This is a genomic window from Streptomyces sp. NPDC031100 (genome assembly GCF_055570785.1).
This window is the reverse complement of sequence record NZ_JBVIGN010000004.1, coordinates 128,665-144,487: the sequence shown is the minus strand read 5'-3', so window position 1 is coordinate 144,487 and position 15,823 is coordinate 128,665. Positions and strand designations below refer to the sequence as shown.

Sequence of the window (15,823 nt, the reverse complement as noted above, 5' to 3'; positions counted from 1 at the left end):
AGGCCGCCGCCCCGGCGACCAAGCCCCGCCGCACCCGCAAGACCGCGGCCACCGCCCCGGAAGCGGTGGAGACGGAGACCGAGACCAAGCCGCGCCGCACGCGCAAGGCGACCGCCGCCACGCCGGAGGCCGTCGAGACGGAGGCCGAGGCCAAGCCGCGACGCACCCGCAAGGCCGCCGCGACCGCCGAAGCCGCCGTGGACACGGCCGAGGGCACGGAGGCCAAGCCGCGCCGCACGCGCAAGACGGCTGCCACGGCGCCGGAGACCGTCGAAGCGGAGGCCGAAGTCAAGCCGCGCCGCCGCAAGACGGCCGCCTCTCCGGAGGCCGTTGAGCCGGAGGCCGAGGCCAAGCCGCGACGCACCCGCAAGGCCGCTGCCGCCGCCGAAACCGCGGTGGACGGGGTCGAGGTGGCCGCGCCCAAGGTGCGGCGGACCCGCAAGGCCGTTGCCGAGGCGGCCACTCCGGAGATTCCGGCGCAGGCCACCGGGGAGCCGGAGGTCAAGCCGCGCCGTACCCGCAAGGCCACGGCGCCCGCCGCCGAGGCCGTGGAGGCGGCGCCGAAGGCGCGCCGGACGCGGAAGGCGACGGCGGCCGTGGAGGCTGCCGAGGCCTGACCGGCGGATCGGACTGACGGTTCGGCCTTCTGAGGCACCATCGGCCCGTCGGCGCATCGGCACGACAACCGAACAGCACAACGGCATAGCGGCATAACCTGGCGGCCCGGCCCCCTCTGTGGGACCGGGCCGCCGGCTTGCTCCCCCCGCCTCCGCCCGGTCCGCACGCCCGATAGCCTCTCCCCATGAGCAGGCCTGCCACCTTCGTCCCGCCCCCCGGTGCCCGTGCGTACTCCCTGCGGACCGCGCGCGGTGAGTTCGCCGTCGTCGACGCGCCCGTGGCCGACGGGGTCGAGCCCAGGGGCGTCGCGCTGCTGCTGCCGGGGTTCACCGGGAGCAAGGAGGACTTCAATCCGCTGCATGTGCCGCTGGCCGAGCGCGGATACCGGACCGTGGCCGTGGACGGGCGCGGACAGTTCGAGTCCGACGGGCCCGAGCACGACGAATCCGCCTACGCACAGGAGGAGTTGGCCCGGGACGTGCTGGCGCAGGCGGAGGCGGTCGGGACGCCCGTGCATCTGCTGGGGCACTCGCTCGGCGGGCAGATCTCGCGTGCGGCCGTGCTGGTCGACCACTCCCCGTTTCGGTCCCTCACCCTGATGGCCTCGGGTCCGGCACAGATCTCGGTCTCCCAGCAGCAGCGCGTGAAGCTGCTCCGGGACGCGCTCGGCGTGATGACGATGGCCGAGGTGTGGGACGCGATGCAGGCGATGGAGCCGCCCGAGGAGACCGACACGGGCCGGCTCGACGGCGGCCTGGTCGGCCGGGAGGATCTGCGGCGTCGCTGGCTGCGCAACAAGCCCGCCCAACTCCTCGCCACCGGACGCCAGCTGTGCACCGAGCCGGACCGCGTCGCCGAACTGGCCGCCGTACCGATGCCGTTCCACGTGCTGTCGGGCGCGCTGGACGACACCTGGCCGCTGACGCTGCTCGACGAGATGGCTGCACGGCTCGGGGCGCGCCGGTCCGTCATCGACGGGGCCGAGCACTCGCCCAACACCGACCGCCCGCTCGACACGGCACGCGCGATCGCCGACTTCTGGGACGAGCACCCGGGCTGAGAACGGCGGCCACCGGCGACGAGCACCGGGGCGGACCAGTGACGAACGGCGAGGCGGGCTAGTACTGCGTCCGCAGGTGCTCCCAGAAGCCGTCCCTGAGGGCGCGGCGCAGGTCCGCCTGGCCGCGCAGGGAGTACTGGAGCAGGCCCTCGGCCTCCACCAGCAGGTCCTGGTCGACGGAGCCGGGCAGGTAGGGGTGGCCGGGCAGGAGCTCCACGAGGGCGTCGCGGCCGCGCGCCGCGAGCCACTTCGCCGCGATCTGCGCTCCCACGAACCGGACGTCCTCGCGCGTCGGCCGGGCCGCGCCCGCCGCCTCGTAGGCCGCCGCCGTACGCCGGGTCACATACGGCTTGAAGAACTCCAGGTCGAGGGTGCGCTGGCTGTCGACCTCCCAGAGGAGGGGCTCCGCCTGGTTGCGACCCTCAGGGGCCTCGATGCCCCACAGGTGGACCCGGGCGCCGTAGCCCTGCGCCGCCTCCACCGCCGACACCAGGTCCTCGTCGCCGCCGAGGAGCGCCGCGTCGCTGATGGCGCGGTGGCGGGCCAGGGACTCCAGGTCGGAGCGGATCAGTGAATCGACGCCCTTCTGCTGGTTGTTGGCGTTGAGGTTGCCGAGGCGGACCTTGACGTCGGGCAGTTCGGCGATGGACTGCTGCTCGGCGGTGTGGATGCGGCGGCGGGCGCCGTCGTACCAGTAGACGCGCAGCAACCGGCTGTCCGCGAAGATCGTGCGGGCCCTGTCGATGAGCGCGTCGATCAGGCCCTCGGCGTCGAGGTCGAAGGCACGCCGGTCCTCCGTCCCGGCGACGAGCCGGCCCGCGGCCGCGTAGAGGTATCCCGCGTCGACGAAGATCGCGTGCGTCGAGGGCGTCTTCGCCACCTCGGCGAGCATGCGCTGCAGCAGCTCGTTGGTGCGGTCGATGCGGGCGGAGAGGGCCGCCAGGTCGTCGTTCATCGCTTCCATTGTCCCGGCGGTCACGCTACGAACACAACCGGCCCCGGTCAGTCCGGTAACGAGCTGCTTACGTGTCAGTAATTAGCCGGTCGAAAAATTTCTTTAGCGTAGGGAATGTTTGTAGCGTGCAGCCCGTTGACTCAAGCGTACGCACAACACACCAGTAGTTCTCCGCAGGAGGATGACCAGACGAAGGGAGAAGCCATGCGCTTCGAAATCATGCGACTCGACGAGGTCGACGGCACCACCGTCGACAGCACCGTCGTGGACGCCGCCTCCGTCAACCGGATCGTTCAGCAGGCCGCCGCGATAGGGCAGCGGCTGTGGATCCGCCCGGCCGAGACCCCGGCCTCGTAAGGCGCACGCCACTCAAGCTTTCCGGGGGAGCCGAGCCGATGCTCAGCTCCCCCGGATCACCTGAGTGACGCCGTTGATGATCTGCTGTACCGCGATCGCGGAGAGCATCATGCCCGCGAGCCGCGTCACGAGGACCACGCCGCCGTCCTTGATGACCCGGATGATCAGCAGCGAGTACCGCATCACCAGCCACAGCACGACGTGGATCGCGAGGATCGCGGACCACACCGAGACCTGCGTGGCCACACTGCCGGCCTTCTGCACGGCCAGGATCACGGACACGATGGCACCGGGCCCCGCCAGCAGCGGCATGCCCAGCGGCACGAGGGCTACGTTCACGTCCTTGGTCTGCTTCGGCTCGTCGGTCTTGCCGGTGAGCAGGTCGAGCGCGATCAGCAGAAGCAGCAGACCACCCGCGATCATCAGCGCGGGGACGGAGACGTGCAGATAGTTCAGGATCTGGTGGCCCAGCAGGCCGAAGACCGTGATGACCCCGCCCGCCACACAGACGGCCTGGAAGGCCATCCGCCTCTGCACCTTGGCGGGGCGCCCCGCGGTCAGCGCGAGGAAGATCGGGGTGATCCCCGGGGGATCCATGATGACAAAAAGGGTCAGGAACAGGGAACCGAAGACGGCGACGTCGAACATGGGGGAAGTACAGGCCTTGCAGGAAGAGGGGAAACGGGCGTGAGCTGGCGCGGGGTCGAACCCCGAGGGTCTCAGACCCCGCCGGTGCCCGGGACGGGGAACGCGCCGGTGGCCCGCCGGATGATCTCCCCGTACACCTCGGGGTCCGTCGTGTACTCGCCGAGCGACACGCTCTTGCGGCTGCCGTGGTAGTCCGAGGACCCCGTGACCAGCAGTCCCAGCTCCTTCGCGAGGTCCCGCAGCCGGGTCCGGGCGTCGGCGTCGTGGTCCATATGGTCGACCTCGATGCCGTCCAGACCGGCCGCGGCCATCTCGGCGATCGCGGACTCCGGCACCGTACGGCCGCGCTTGGCGGCGGCGGGGTGCGCGAAGACGGCCACGCCGCCCGCACCCTTGATCAGCCGGATCGCCTCGAAGGGGTCGGTCTCGTGCTTCTCCACGAAGGCCCGGCCGCCGTCGGCCAGCCACTCCTCGGTGAACGCATCGCTCACCGTGGGCACCACGCCCAGCTCGACGAGCGCGCTGGCGACATGCGGACGCCCCACGGAGCCGCCGGCGGCGATCCGCTCGACCTGCTCCCAGGTGACCGGCACGCCCAGCGCGTCCAGCTTGGCGACCATGGCCCGGGCCCGCGGCACCCGGTCGTCCCGGACCAGCTCGCGCTCGGCGAGCAGGGCGGGCTCCTCGGGGTCGAAGAGGTAGGCCAGCATGTGCATGGAGATGCCGTCGATACGGCAGGACAGCTCGGCCCCGGTCACCAGCGTGAGCCCCTCGGGCAGCGCGCCGATCGCCTCGGCGTACCCGCGGGTGGTGTCGTGGTCGGTCAGCGCGACGATGTCCAGACCGGCAGCACCGGCCTTGCGCACCAGCTCGGCCGGGGTGTCCGTGCCGTCGGAGGCCGTGGAGTGGCAGTGCAGATCGATGCGCACGACGCAGACTCCAGGCGGTGACGGACGGAAGGGGACACCTAAGGATAGCGGCAGGACAGCGATGCCCTGTCACAACCGCACCCCAGAAGCACCCCCTACAGATGCCTCCCTAGGGGCGCGGGGCCGTGTCGATGTGCGGCTCCGCCGCGCGGGCGCGCCCAGCCACAACGCACCCGCACCCGGGCACCAACCAGCACCACCCCGAACCCATCCCGCCCTACGGTTTGAGCAAGCGCGGCGACAACGCCCCACACGGCACCAGATCCAACTCCGCCCCGGCATCGCGCAGATCCGTCAGCACCAGCTCGTCGTACATGAGCAGCCCCGCCTTCTCGGGCCAGACGACCGCCCACAGCCACAGCCCCAGGGCCTCGCCGGCGAAAACGGCGCGGTCGTCAGGGGCGCGGTAGACATGCCAGAGCGGGGTCGGACGGCCGGCGGCCAGGACCTTGGCCTGGGGCGGCTTCTCGACGTTCATGTACGCCCCGGGGTCCGGCCCGTCGATGCCCGCGTACCACGCGCCGAGTCCGACGCCGAGTTCCTCGGCGACGAGGATCAGCTCACCCATGCCGCCCAGCGGGCCGGGACCGGAGCAGGCCACAGCGGTGGCACGACCTCCGCTGCGGTCGTCCCCGGCGTAGGTCACGCCGGTGAACAGCCACCCGACCGGCAGCGGCCACGGCATCCACACCGGGACCTGCGTGCGGTGCACCACGACGTTGAGCGCCTCGACGCTGGGCGGGATCACGGGCTGGAGCGGCTGCACCGTCCCGTGCACATCACACTGCCAGGAATCGGCGAAGAGTCCGGGAGCCCTGACCCGGCCACCACACTTCGGGCAACTGGGTTCGCCCCTCATAGGGCTCCACGGTCCTACCCCGATCGGCCCGCGTCAAGGACGATCACCCGTCCGGACGGAACGCGCGAGCCCACCCCACCAGGGAAGACTAGATGCACCCTGCACCAATCAGTCGTCCCGACTCACTGCTGCACAACCAACCGTCTTCGCCAACTGGCCGAATCCAGCCTTGCGTTGGTGAGATCGGTCACTTGGGGATCAGTCGAGCGGGACGGCTCTGCGGGCGGGATCCCTCAGGTCCGTGCCGTTCGCGAGCCAGCGCTCCTGAAGGGCTCCCGCGCCGTGCACCCGCTTCCAGGCCGCCTCGTTCGGCGTCATCGGCAGCAGCGGCAGGAACCGTACGGGATCCATCGGATCGTCCAGCTCCAGGTCCTCCACGAGCCCGCCGGGCTCGCCCACCAGGACCGAGGTGAAGGGGGCTCCGGGCCACAGCGGCCCGCCCACGTCCAGGGAGGCGCCGGGGGCCACGACGACGCCCTCCACCTGCGGGGACGCGGCGAGCACGGCGAGCGGGCGGAGCACCTTGTCGGTGTCCGCGAGGCCCGCACGGACCGACAGGACCAGCTCGGCGCGGGGGCCCTTGACGGGGTCGGCGAGCATCGCCGTGGGGTCCGTCATGGGGTGCGCGGACATGCCGAGCGAGGCGTAACGGACCACATCCCCCTCGTGGAAGCGGAGCACCTCGACGCGGTCGGTACCGAGGAAGGTGACCGCGGCCCGCGCGTCCGGTTCACCCAGCGCGGTGGTCAACCGCGCCTCGACCAGAGGAAGAACATCAACCATGCGGTGAGCATAGATCTCGTCAGTAGCGGGCAAAGCGGCGCCTTGACACCAAAGGCTGCTGCTAGGCTGAGCCGGTGGTTCGGGGCAGCACGCAGAAGCGTCGCTATCGAGTCCCGACGCCGATGAGACTCCCTTACGAGGGACCGGCCGGAGGAGGTGGGGCTGTCATGGATCGAAGTCGACCGTGCAGTACCACTCGCTCTTCCGGCTGCTGATGTAGTTCCTGGCTGGCTGCCGCCTTCACGCTCGCTTCGTCGTTCGGAAGAGCACTTTCGTCTCGCTTTGCCTGATCCGTCTGACCTGAATCAGTTCTGCATCAGTAGCGAAGTCGCCACCGCGACGGTGCGGTGCTCCCCGCTTTGTGGACGTGCCAAACATCCGCAGTCAGGACGTCCCCATTCCGGGTAGTTCCACCCGTTGCCGCGCGCTCTCGCTGCTCGCCCGCGAAGGAGCCTGCCCATGTCGATGATCCGTGACCTGCGTGCCGCGGTCCGCCCCTCGGCCCGTCCGTCGCTGCGCAAGGAGACGAGCGCGCCGTACGACACCACGCGCGACCCCGGCACGCCCTCGGCCGTCGTGGACTGCGCCGTCTACCGCGACGGCGCCCGCGTGCAGAGCGGGGGGCCGCTGACGCCGCACGAGGCGATGCGGCTGGTGCGCCGCGACGGCGGGTTCGTGTGGATCGGCCTGCACGAGCCCACCGAGGCGGAATTCGCCGGTATCGCCGCCGAGTTCGGGCTGCACCCGCTGGCCGTCGAGGACGCGGTCCAGGCCCACCAGCGGCCCAAGCTGGAGCGGTACGACGACTCGCTCTTCACCGTCTTCAAGACCATCCACTACGTCGAGCACGACGAGCTGACCGCCAACAGCGAGGTGGTCGAGACCGGCGAGGTCATGTGCTTCACCGGCCGGGACTTCTTCATCACCGTCCGGCACGGCGGCCAGGGCTCGCTGCGGGCGCTGCGCCACCGGCTGCAGGACGACCCCGAGCTGCTCGCGAAGGGCCCCTCGGCCGTGCTGCACGCCATCGCCGACCATGTCGTTGACGGCTACATCGCGGTCGCCGACGCCGTGCAGGACGACATCGACGAGGTGGAGACCGAGGTCTTCTCGCCGGGCCGCCGGGGCGGCGTCTCGCGCGGTGTGGACTCGGCGCGGATCTACCAACTCAAGCGCGAGGTGCTGGAGTTCAAGCGGGCGGTGGCTCCGCTGCTGCGGCCGATGCAGCTGCTGAGCGAGCGGCCGATGCGGCTGGTCGACCCGGACATCCAGAAGTACTTCCGGGACGTCGCCGACCACCTCGCCCGGGTCCAGGAGCAGGTCATGGGCTTCGACGAGCTGCTCAACTCCATCCTCCAGGCCAACCTGGCGCAGGCGTCCGTCGCGCAGAACGAGGACATGCGCAAGATCACCGCATGGGCCGCGATCATCGCCGTACCGACGATGGTGTGCGGGGTGTACGGCATGAACTTCACGTACATGCCCGAGCTGCACTGGAAGTACGGCTACCCGGTGATCATGGGCATCACGGCCGCCCTGTGTCTGGGCATCCACCGCACGCTGAAGCGCAACGGCTGGCTGTGAGCGTGCCCGGATAGTCTGGGCGCATGACAAGCGAGCTGCTCGACCTGGCCCTCATCGAGGAGGCCAGCAAGAAGTCCGGCCTCATCTGGGTCAAGGGTGCCGACGCCCCGGCGGCGCGTGCGCTGTGGCACGTGTGGCACGAGGGTGCCGTGTGCCTGGTCGGCGACGGGCCCGGAGAGCAGCCGCTGACGGGTCTCACCGACGGCGGCTCGGCCGAGGTGACCGTACGCAGCAAGGACAAGGGCGGCCGGCTGGTGACCTGGTCGGCGACCGTGTCCGAGCTGGCCTCCGGCTCGCCGGAGTGGGAGGCGGCGGTGGCCGAGCTGAAGGGGAAGCGGCTGAACGCCCCCGACGGCGAGGAGATGCCGGGCCGCTGGGCGCGCGAGTGCAGGGTGCTCCGCCTGGTGCCGGCGGGGTCTTCGGTGCCGTTGCCTTCCGACAGCCTGGCGTCACCTCCCCTGCCGTCCCCGGCGACGACGCGTCGGCCGATCCCGGCCGGCCTGCCGAAGCTGCTGGCGAAGCGGCGGAAGAAGTAACGCCTCAGGCCTGAGAGCCTGTGTCATATCCCCGGTCGGATCAGCGCGCGGCGTCTGGTGCGTGCGATCGCAAGGCGCCGGAGCGCCCTCGATGGGGGTGCCCCCGCGCGAGCGAAGCCGAGCGTGGGGGAGGAGCCACGTGGGTGGTTCGGCAACGCGGCTGGGGGTCCCCCCACGCCCTTAAGGCAGTGGGGGAGTGCGTGCCAGGCGTCGCGCGCCCGGCCGGGGATATGACACAGGCTCTGAGGAGAGTTCGGCACCACCAGTCCCTAGGACGTCGGCAGCTGCTTGCCGTAATCCACCGTCTCCGACTTCGCCGGCTCCTTGACGGCGAAGTCCTGGCCCCAGTCCGAGAAGCGGAGCGTTCCTGCGCTGCCGGCCCGGACCAGGCGGAGCGGGTAGGGCTTGCCCTCGAGGGAGACGTCGAGGGTGCCGCCGGAGCCGGCGTCGCCGGTGATGCGGATGGTGCGGGTGCCGGACTGATCGTGGTGGCCGTCCGTCGCCAGCTTGCCGTGCAGCGTGAGCAGCCCGTCCAGGAGGACGGTCTTGTCCGTGAAGCCGCTGAACTTCTTGTAGGCGGGATCGCCCTGCGGCACCTTGACGTACTTGCCGTCGAGCTTGCCGGCCGCCTTCGTGTCCCCGTCGTCGTGGTTCCAGAAGTCCGCGTCGGCCTTCAGATACAGCTGCTTGCCGACCCGCAGCAACCCGAACGTGGCGCCCTGGGACGTGACCGAGCCGGTGCCGCCGTCGGCCTTCAGCCGCATGTCCAGCTTGTAGGTACGGCCGCTGGTGACCACGGTGCCGGACAGCCGCACCGTGCTCGCCGCGTCCGCCGCGGCCCGGGTCTTCGCCTGGATCCGGTCGGCCGACAGCTTGCCGACCCCGTTGGTCCCCGCGTCCGGATCCTCGCTGCACCCCGTCAGCACCATCGCTCCCGACACGGCCAGTGCGCATGTCGCACCCACCAGCGCGGCCCGGCGGGTACGGCCCTGGGGAATCGCAGTCACAGGTGGGGCTGCCTTTCTGACGGGTCCTGAGCGGCGTACCGCAGCGTACCGGGGCCCTGCGCGCGCGATGGAGCCAGTCCGTCCGGACCGCTCACCAGGGCGTATCCGATCGGTACGGGCTAGCCTGAAGCGCACGCGAGCGGGCAGAAAACAGCAAATCCCGCGCAATGCGAGCAAAGGAAGCACAACCATGGCAGCCGGTGCCCCCCGGATCTTCGTCTCGCACCTCGCCGGGGTCCCCGTCTTCGATCCGACCGGCGACCAGGTGGGTCGCGTACGCGATGTGGTCGTCATGCTGCGCGTCGGACGACGGCCCCCGCGCGTGCTCGGTCTGGTCGTCGAACTGTCCACCCGGCGCCGTATCTTCCTGCCCATGACCCGGGTGACCGGCATCGAGTCCGGGCAGGTCATCACCACCGGCGTGGTCAACGTGCGCCGCTTCGAACAGCGCCCCACCGAGCGGCTGGTCTTCGGGGAGCTGCTGGACCGGCGGGTGAAGCTGGCGGAGACCGACGAGGAGGTCACGGTCCTCGACGTGTCCGTGCAGCAGCTGCCGGCCCGCCGGGACTGGGAGGTCGACCGCGTCTTCGTCCGGCGGGGGAAGAAGGGCGGCGCCTTCCGGCGGGCCAAGGGCGAGACGCTCACCGTGGAGTGGTCGGCCGTCACCGGCTTCTCGCTGGAGGAGCACGGACAGGGCGCCGAGAGCCTGCTCGCCACCTTCGAGCAGCTGCGCCCCGCCGACCTCGCCAACGTGCTGCACCACCTCTCCGCCAAGCGCCGCGCCGAGGTCGCCGCCGCCCTGGACGACGACCGCCTCGCCGACGTCCTCGAGGAGCTGCCCGAGGACGACCAGATCGAGATCCTCGGCAAGCTGAAGGAGGAGCGCGCGGCGGACGTCCTGGAGGCCATGGACCCCGACGACGCGGCCGACCTGCTGTCCGAGCTGCCCGAGGACGACAAGGAGCGGCTGCTGAGCCTGATGCAGCCCGCCGACGCGGCCGAGATGCGGCGCCTGATGTCGTACGAGGAGCACACCGCGGGCGGTCTGATGACCACCGAGCCGATCGTGCTGCGCCCCGACGCCACCGTCGCCGACGCGCTGGCCCGGGTCCGCAACCCGGACCTCTCCCCCGCCCTCGCCGCCCAGGTCTACGTCTGCCGCCCGCCCGACGAGACCCCGACCGGCAAGTACCTGGGCACCGTCCACTTCCAGCGGCTGCTGCGCGACCCGCCGTACACCCTGGTCAGCTCGCTGGTCGCCGACGACGACCTGCAGCCCCTGGAGCCGGACGCCACCCTCCCCGTCATCGCCGGGTTCTTCGCCACGTACGACATGGTCGCCGCGCCCGTGGTGGACGAGTCCGGGTCGCTGCTCGGCGCGGTCACCGTGGACGACGTCCTCGACCACATGCTGCCCGAAGACTGGCGGGAGACCGAGTTCCATCTGAACGACGAGAACGGGGCGACGAGCGAGGGGGCGAATGCCCATGGCTCCTGAGCGTGAGAGCACCCGCGAACGCACTCCGGTGGGCGCCACGGCCGCCACCCGGCAGCGCACACCCCGCCTGGACCAGCCGCGCCCACCGCGGCGCCGGATCCTGCCCGAGTGGGACCCGGAGGCCTTCGGGCGGCTGTCGGAGCGGATCGCCCGCTTCATCGGCACCGGGCGGTTCCTGGTCTGGATGACGGTCGTGATCATCCTGTGGGTGCTGTGGAACATCTTCGCACCGCCGTTGCTGCGCTTCGACAACTACCCGTTCATCTTCCTGACCCTGATGCTGTCCCTGCAGGCCTCCTACGCGGCCCCGCTGATCCTGCTCGCGCAGAACAGGCAGGACGACCGCGACCGGGTCAACCTGGAGCAGGACCGCAAGCAGAACGAGCGGTCCATCGCCGACACCGAGTACCTGACCCGGGAGGTCGCCGCGCTGCGTACGGGCCTGGGCGAGGTGGCCACCCGCGACTGGATCCGCTCCGAGCTGCAGGACTGGGTCAAGGACATGGAGGAACGGGCGCGCCCCGACGGGCATCCCGGCCATGTCGTATTCCCGGCGGAACGGTCGGATCGGTCGCCGGGACGTGATGCAGACGACCGCTGAAGGGCTACCCGGAGGCACCTCCACGCGCCGTACCATCGTCCTTATGGCTACGGAAGACGCGGTGCGCGAGGCACTGTCGACGGTGAACGACCCCGAGATCAACCGACCCATCACCGAGCTGGGGATGGTCAAATCGGTGGAGATCGGGGAGGACGGCGCGGTCGCGGTCACCGTGTACCTGACGGTCTCCGGCTGCCCCATGCGCGAGACGATCACCCAGCGCGTCACCGAGGCGGTCTCCCGGGTCGAGGGCGTCACCCGGGTCGACGTCACGCTGGACGTGATGAGCGACGAGCAGCGCAAGGAGCTGGCCTCGGCCCTGCGCGGCGGCCAGGCCGAGCGCGAGGTCCCCTTCGCCAAGCCGGGCAACCTCACCCGGGTCTACGCGGTCGCCTCCGGCAAGGGCGGCGTCGGCAAGTCCTCGGTGACGGTGAACCTGGCGGCGGCGATGGCGGCCGACGGCCTGAAGGTCGGTGTCGTGGACGCCGACATCTACGGCCACTCGGTGCCGCGCATGCTGGGCGCGGACGGCCGTCCGACCCAGGTCGAGAACATGATCATGCCGCCGTCCGCGAACGGCGTGAAGGTCATCTCGATCGGCATGTTCACCCCGGGCAACGCCCCCGTCGTCTGGCGCGGCCCGATGCTGCACCGCGCGCTCCAGCAGTTCCTCGCCGACGTGTACTGGGGCGACCTGGACGTCCTGCTGCTGGACCTGCCGCCCGGCACCGGCGACATCGCCATCTCGGTCGCGCAGCTGATCCCGAATGCCGAGATCCTGGTCGTGACGACGCCTCAGCAGGCCGCCGCCGAGGTGGCCGAGCGGGCCGGCGCCATCGCCGTCCAGACCCACCAGAAGATCGTCGGCGTGGTCGAGAACATGTCCGGCCTGCCCTGCCCGCACTGCGGCGAGATGGTCGACGTCTTCGGCACGGGCGGCGGCCAGCTGGTGGCGGACGGCCTGACCCGCACGACGGGCACGTCCGTCCCCGTCCTCGGCAACATCCCCATCGACGTCCGCCTCCGCGAGGGCGGCGACGAGGGCAAGCCGGTGGTCCTCACCGACCCCGACTCCCCGGCGGGCTCGGCCCTGCGAGCCATCGCGGGCAAGCTGGGAGGACGCCAGCGGGGCCTGTCGGGCCTGTCACTGGGGCTCACTCCCAAGAACAAGTTCTGAGGGCTTTTCAACGCCGCGACAGACAGCAGGGCGAAGGGGCGCCGAAGACACCGGCGCCCCTTTTCTGCTGATCCCGCCGGCTAGGCGTAAGCGGTGATGTCCTTCACGACGGCGAACCCAAGACCGTACGCGCTCATCCCCCGCCCGTAAGCCCCCAGATGCACGCCCGCCCCGGTGGAACCGGCCAGCACCCACCCGAACTCCGACTCCCGGTAATGGAAGGGCATGGGCACCCCGTCCACCGGAAGTGACAGCGTGGACCACTCGGGCCCCTCGAGATCGTCGGCCAAGGCCCACGCGGTCTCCGTCTGCTGCTCCAGCCAGTTGTCCCGCAGACTGTGGTCCATCTGCCCCGGCCAGGTGAACGACAACAGCCCCACCCCCGCCAGCCACGCCGCCGAGGACACCGACGTCGCCTCCAGCAGCCCCGTACCGTCGGCACTCCGCCGGGACGGATTCGCCGCGACCGTGACCACGACCGCGTACTTCTCCCGCGGCTCGGCGGAGCCGGCCTCGTTGCGGACGGTGGGCTCGTCGCCGTGCCCGATCGACCCGTGCTCGACGGCACCGTCGGCCGCCGTACCCACCTGCATCAGCCAGCGCGGCCCCGTGAACGCCTCGTCGAGGCCGTACCAGGGGAAGGGCGCCTGGAGGTAGCCGTCCACCGTGCGCCGGGCGGAGGGGAACTGCTGTCCGCCCTCCGCGACCGGCGCCTGCGCGCCCACCCGACTCGTCTCCATCTGCCCCGACGCCTCCTCGCTCTCGTCGGACCGGGGCTGCCCGCCCCCCTTCGGGCGTACTCCTCCGGTCCGCACAACAACTCGGCAGCATATCGACACCGCTGAGAGCAGCAGGGAACGCGCCGGGCGCGTGGGTTGCGCAGGGGGCCTGTACGCGCCGCGTACGGCGGGTACGCGCGCTGGGCGGAGCCGCGCCATGACACGCGTCACGTACGCCGCTCGGTGCGCGTCTCGGGGTCGCTAGGTGGCGTCGGCGTCGAAGGGCGGGCGCTCGTCCTTGCCGATGTCCTCGGGCTTCTTGGTCATGTCGACACGCCCGCCGGACGAGGAGGAGGACGAAGGCGAGGACGAGGCTTCGCTGTCGCGGCTGTGGACCGCGTCCGTGACCTCGGCCATCTCCTTCTTCAGGTCGAAGCCGTTGCGGATCTCCTTCAGCCCCAGATCGTCGTTGTCCAGCTGCTTGCGGATGAACGTCTTGGGGTTGAGGTCCTCGAACTCGAAGTCCTTGAACTCGGGACCCAGCTCGTTACGGATGTCCTGCTTCGCGCTCTCCGAGAACTCGCGGATCTTCCGGACCGTGCTCATCACGTCCTGGATGACCTTCGGGAGCTTGTCCGGGCCGAAGACGAGAACGGCGAGCACAATGATGGTGACCAGCTCGAGTGGTCCTATGTCATTGAACACCTGACGCTCCCCTTGCGATGTCCTCGGTCGCTCAACGGTACCCGGCCCGGCTGACAGACCGGTACCGCCCCGAGGTGAGACTTCTGTCAGTTGTGCGCGATGTCAGTTGTGCTCCGAAGCGCCCAGCACGAGTGAGACCTCCCGCTGTCCGCCGTGTTCGACCGTCAGGCGCAGCCGGTCGCCGGGCCGGTGGGCGCGGATCCTGACGATCAGCTCCTCGCCCGAGTGGACGCGCTGTCCGTCGACCGTGGTGATGACGTCGCCCGCCCTGAGGCCGGCCCGGTCGCCGGGGCCGCCGCTGGTGACGGCGGGGCCGCCGTCGCGGGCCTTGCTGTCGATGCGGGCGCCGTCGCCGGTGTAGCCCATGTCGAGGGTGACGCCGATGACGGGGTGGGTGGCACGGCCCTTGTTGATCAGTTCCTCGGCGACCCGCCTGGCCTGGTTGATGGGGATGGCGAAGCCGAGGCCGATGGAGCCGGCCTGTCCGCCCCCGGAGTCGGAGCCGTCGTCGGCCGAGCGGATGGCGGAGTTGATGCCGATGGCCCGGCCCCGGGAGTCAAGGAGGGGGCCGCCGGAGTTGCCGGGGTTGATGGGGGCGTCGGTCTGCAGCGCGTCGACGTACGACACGTCGCTCCCGTCGCCCTTCTCGCCGCCCGCCGTGATGGGCCGCTCCTTGGCGCTGATGATGCCGGCGGTGACCGTGTTGGCCAGGTCGAAGGGGGCGCCGATCGCGACGACCGGGTCGCCGACCTGGACGTCGTCGGAGTTGCCGAGGGGCAGGGGGGTGAACCCGTGGACGCCGGTGACCTGGACGACGGCCAGGTCGTATCCGCTGTCGCGGCCGACGACCTTCGCCTTGGCGGTGTCGCCGCTGCTGAAGGTCACGGATATCTCGCCGCCGGATGCGGCGGGCTGGACGACATGGTTGTTGGTGAGGATGTGCCCGCGGGTGTCGAGCACGAAGCCGGTGCCGGTGCCCGCCTCGTCCTCGCCGCTCACGTGCAGCGTGACGACGCTGGGCAGGGCCCGGGCGGCGATCCCGGCGACACTGTCCGGCGCCCGTCCCGCAGGCGCCCGTCCGGCCTGCGGCAGCTGTACGTCGCCCACGCCCTCGCGCTCGACATAGGCACCGGCGACCCCGCCGATGCCGCTGGAGACGACGGCGACCAGCAGGGTCCACACCAGGAGCATCCGCCTGCCCCGCTTACGCCGCTGCTCCTCGCTGGGCACCGCGGCACCGGTCTGCTGCAGCGGCCCGTGCACGAGCGGCTGCTGCCCATCAGCGGAAGCGGCCCAGGGGTCGTACCGCCGCCAGGGATCGGCACCGGTCCCCGTCTCCGCCCCGATCACGGCCGGATCCCCGGCTCCCGGCCCGGCCTGCTCCACCGGCGCGTGCGCAGCAACGCCCGCGGGCGCGAACGGCCCTGCATCCGCCGGTGCGGACTGTGTCGGCTGCAGGGGAGCGGCTGTGGGCGCAGGGGCATGCGGGTCCGCAGGGGCGGGCACGGACGCGGGCGGAACCAGGTGAGCCGACGCGAGCGGACCCGTCTGGGCGGACGCCTGGGAAGCGGCCGGTGCCGGTACGGAGGAAGCCGCCGGAGCGTTGGCAGCCTCGGGCGCAGGCGCCGTCGGAGCCGCGGGCGCGGGCACGGACGCGGAAGGGACCAGGTGAGCCGACGCGAGCGGACCCGCCTGGGCGGACGCCTGGGAAGCGGCCGGTGCCGGTACGGAGGAAGCCGCCGGAGCGTTGGCAGCCTCGGGCGCAGGCGCCGTCGGAGCCGCGGGCG

At 71.2% G+C, this 15,823-nt stretch carries 16 protein-coding genes and 1 pseudogene; 8 read left to right on the top strand and 9 right to left on the bottom strand.

Going from position 1 to position 15,823, the window contains the following annotated elements; genetic code table 11:
- Together ACZ5DS_RS12540 and ACZ5DS_RS12535 are read left to right on the top strand one after the other, a co-directional pair.
- Positions 1 to 617, top strand: a pseudogene (locus ACZ5DS_RS12540) (DEAD/DEAH box helicase); the annotation flags it as partial.
- 185 nt (positions 618 to 802) lie between these two features.
- Positions 803 to 1,678, top strand: coding sequence for an alpha/beta fold hydrolase (locus tag ACZ5DS_RS12535; protein WP_468236759.1), 876 nt, complete (start codon positions 803 to 805; stop codon positions 1,676 to 1,678).
- 58 nt (positions 1,679 to 1,736) lie between these two features.
- Here ACZ5DS_RS12535 and ACZ5DS_RS12530 read toward each other — a convergent pair whose 3' ends face one another.
- Positions 1,737 to 2,642 carry an NYN domain-containing protein gene (locus tag ACZ5DS_RS12530; protein ID WP_468238184.1) on the bottom strand — a complete coding sequence of 302 codons (906 nt, stop codon included), beginning with the start codon at positions 2,640 to 2,642 and terminating at the stop codon, positions 1,737 to 1,739.
- A gap of 195 nt (positions 2,643 to 2,837) precedes the next feature.
- Between ACZ5DS_RS12530 and ACZ5DS_RS12525 the strand changes: the two genes are divergently transcribed.
- Positions 2,838 to 2,990 carry a hypothetical protein gene (locus tag ACZ5DS_RS12525; RefSeq protein ID WP_330337947.1) on the top strand — a complete coding sequence of 51 codons (153 nt, stop codon included), beginning with the start codon at positions 2,838 to 2,840 and terminating at the stop codon, positions 2,988 to 2,990.
- A 42-nt stretch (positions 2,991 to 3,032) separates the two neighbouring features.
- Here ACZ5DS_RS12525 and ACZ5DS_RS12520 read toward each other — a convergent pair whose 3' ends face one another.
- The 4 genes from ACZ5DS_RS12520 to ACZ5DS_RS12505 form a co-directional block, all read right to left on the bottom strand.
- Positions 3,033 to 3,638 carry a MarC family protein gene (locus ACZ5DS_RS12520; protein WP_468236756.1) on the bottom strand — a complete coding sequence of 202 codons (606 nt, stop codon included), beginning with the start codon at positions 3,636 to 3,638 and terminating at the stop codon, positions 3,033 to 3,035.
- Between the two features lie 71 nt (positions 3,639 to 3,709).
- The gene (locus ACZ5DS_RS12515) at positions 3,710 to 4,567 is read right to left on the bottom strand and encodes a PHP domain-containing protein (protein WP_468236753.1); all 858 of its coding nucleotides are present in this window, start codon (positions 4,565 to 4,567) and stop codon (positions 3,710 to 3,712) included.
- A 217-nt stretch (positions 4,568 to 4,784) separates the two neighbouring features.
- A complete protein-coding gene (locus tag ACZ5DS_RS12510; protein ID WP_468236751.1) occupies positions 4,785 to 5,426 on the bottom strand; it encodes a DUF6758 family protein in 642 nt (213 codons plus the stop codon).
- A 198-nt stretch (positions 5,427 to 5,624) separates the two neighbouring features.
- Positions 5,625 to 6,209: a suppressor of fused domain protein gene (locus tag ACZ5DS_RS12505; RefSeq protein WP_468236748.1), complete on the bottom strand. Its 585-nt coding sequence runs from the start codon at positions 6,207 to 6,209 to the stop codon at positions 5,625 to 5,627.
- A gap of 459 nt (positions 6,210 to 6,668) precedes the next feature.
- Between ACZ5DS_RS12505 and ACZ5DS_RS12500 the strand changes: the two genes are divergently transcribed.
- A complete protein-coding gene (locus ACZ5DS_RS12500; RefSeq protein WP_468236746.1) occupies positions 6,669 to 7,793 on the top strand; it encodes a magnesium and cobalt transport protein CorA in 1,125 nt (374 codons plus the stop codon).
- A 23-nt stretch (positions 7,794 to 7,816) separates the two neighbouring features.
- Positions 7,817 to 8,329: a hypothetical protein gene (locus tag ACZ5DS_RS12495; protein WP_468236744.1), complete on the top strand. Its 513-nt coding sequence runs from the start codon at positions 7,817 to 7,819 to the stop codon at positions 8,327 to 8,329.
- 269 nt (positions 8,330 to 8,598) lie between these two features.
- Here the strand turns inward: ACZ5DS_RS12495 and ACZ5DS_RS12490 are convergent, their stop codons facing one another.
- A complete protein-coding gene (locus ACZ5DS_RS12490) occupies positions 8,599 to 9,336 on the bottom strand; it encodes a hypothetical protein (RefSeq protein ID WP_468236741.1) in 738 nt (245 codons plus the stop codon).
- 190 nt (positions 9,337 to 9,526) lie between these two features.
- Between ACZ5DS_RS12490 and ACZ5DS_RS12485 the strand changes: the two genes are divergently transcribed.
- The 3 genes from ACZ5DS_RS12485 to ACZ5DS_RS12475 are packed head-to-tail and all read left to right on the top strand — an operon-like array spanning position 9,527 to position 12,612.
- Positions 9,527 to 10,834 carry a magnesium transporter MgtE N-terminal domain-containing protein gene (locus ACZ5DS_RS12485; protein ID WP_468236738.1) on the top strand — a complete coding sequence of 436 codons (1,308 nt, stop codon included), beginning with the start codon at positions 9,527 to 9,529 and terminating at the stop codon, positions 10,832 to 10,834.
- Positions 10,824 to 11,435 carry a DUF1003 domain-containing protein gene (locus tag ACZ5DS_RS12480; RefSeq protein ID WP_468236736.1) on the top strand — a complete coding sequence of 204 codons (612 nt, stop codon included), beginning with the start codon at positions 10,824 to 10,826 and terminating at the stop codon, positions 11,433 to 11,435. The genes ACZ5DS_RS12485 and ACZ5DS_RS12480 overlap by 11 nt, the downstream gene beginning before the upstream one ends.
- Before the next feature lie 43 nt (positions 11,436 to 11,478).
- Positions 11,479 to 12,612 carry an Mrp/NBP35 family ATP-binding protein gene (locus tag ACZ5DS_RS12475; protein ID WP_468236733.1) on the top strand — a complete coding sequence of 378 codons (1,134 nt, stop codon included), beginning with the start codon at positions 11,479 to 11,481 and terminating at the stop codon, positions 12,610 to 12,612.
- 80 nt (positions 12,613 to 12,692) lie between these two features.
- Here the strand turns inward: ACZ5DS_RS12475 and ACZ5DS_RS12470 are convergent, their stop codons facing one another.
- The 3 genes from ACZ5DS_RS12470 to ACZ5DS_RS12460 form a co-directional block, all read right to left on the bottom strand.
- Positions 12,693 to 13,352 carry a hypothetical protein gene (locus ACZ5DS_RS12470; protein ID WP_468236730.1) on the bottom strand — a complete coding sequence of 220 codons (660 nt, stop codon included), beginning with the start codon at positions 13,350 to 13,352 and terminating at the stop codon, positions 12,693 to 12,695.
- 240 nt (positions 13,353 to 13,592) lie between these two features.
- Entirely contained in the window at positions 13,593 to 14,036 is a 444-nt protein-coding gene (locus tag ACZ5DS_RS12465; protein WP_468236728.1) for a sec-independent translocase, read from the bottom strand.
- Between the two features lie 102 nt (positions 14,037 to 14,138).
- A partial coding sequence (locus ACZ5DS_RS12460) for a S1C family serine protease (RefSeq protein WP_468236725.1) occupies positions 14,139 to 15,823 on the bottom strand: 1,685 nt, incomplete at its 5' end.

Excerpts from the sequence above, each read along its gene's own strand:
- ACZ5DS_RS12535 (WP_468236759.1), top strand. The coding sequence starts at position 803 with ATGAGCAGGCCTGCCACCTTCGTCCCGCCCCCCGGTGCCCGTGCGTAC.
- ACZ5DS_RS12530 (WP_468238184.1), bottom strand. The coding sequence starts at position 2,642 with ATGGAAGCGATGAACGACGACCTGGCGGCCCTCTCCGCCCGCATCGAC.
- ACZ5DS_RS12525 (WP_330337947.1), top strand. The coding sequence starts at position 2,838 with ATGCGCTTCGAAATCATGCGACTCGACGAGGTCGACGGCACCACCGTC.
- ACZ5DS_RS12520 (WP_468236756.1), bottom strand. The coding sequence starts at position 3,638 with ATGTTCGACGTCGCCGTCTTCGGTTCCCTGTTCCTGACCCTTTTTGTC.
- ACZ5DS_RS12510 (WP_468236751.1), bottom strand. The coding sequence starts at position 5,426 with ATGAGGGGCGAACCCAGTTGCCCGAAGTGTGGTGGCCGGGTCAGGGCT.
- ACZ5DS_RS12505 (WP_468236748.1), bottom strand. The coding sequence starts at position 6,209 with ATGGTTGATGTTCTTCCTCTGGTCGAGGCGCGGTTGACCACCGCGCTG.
- ACZ5DS_RS12500 (WP_468236746.1), top strand. The coding sequence starts at position 6,669 with ATGTCGATGATCCGTGACCTGCGTGCCGCGGTCCGCCCCTCGGCCCGT.
- ACZ5DS_RS12495 (WP_468236744.1), top strand. The coding sequence starts at position 7,817 with ATGACAAGCGAGCTGCTCGACCTGGCCCTCATCGAGGAGGCCAGCAAG.
- ACZ5DS_RS12485 (WP_468236738.1), top strand. The coding sequence starts at position 9,527 with ATGGCAGCCGGTGCCCCCCGGATCTTCGTCTCGCACCTCGCCGGGGTC.
- ACZ5DS_RS12480 (WP_468236736.1), top strand. The coding sequence starts at position 10,824 with ATGGCTCCTGAGCGTGAGAGCACCCGCGAACGCACTCCGGTGGGCGCC.
- ACZ5DS_RS12475 (WP_468236733.1), top strand. The coding sequence starts at position 11,479 with ATGGCTACGGAAGACGCGGTGCGCGAGGCACTGTCGACGGTGAACGAC.
- ACZ5DS_RS12470 (WP_468236730.1), bottom strand. The coding sequence starts at position 13,352 with ATGGAGACGAGTCGGGTGGGCGCGCAGGCGCCGGTCGCGGAGGGCGGA.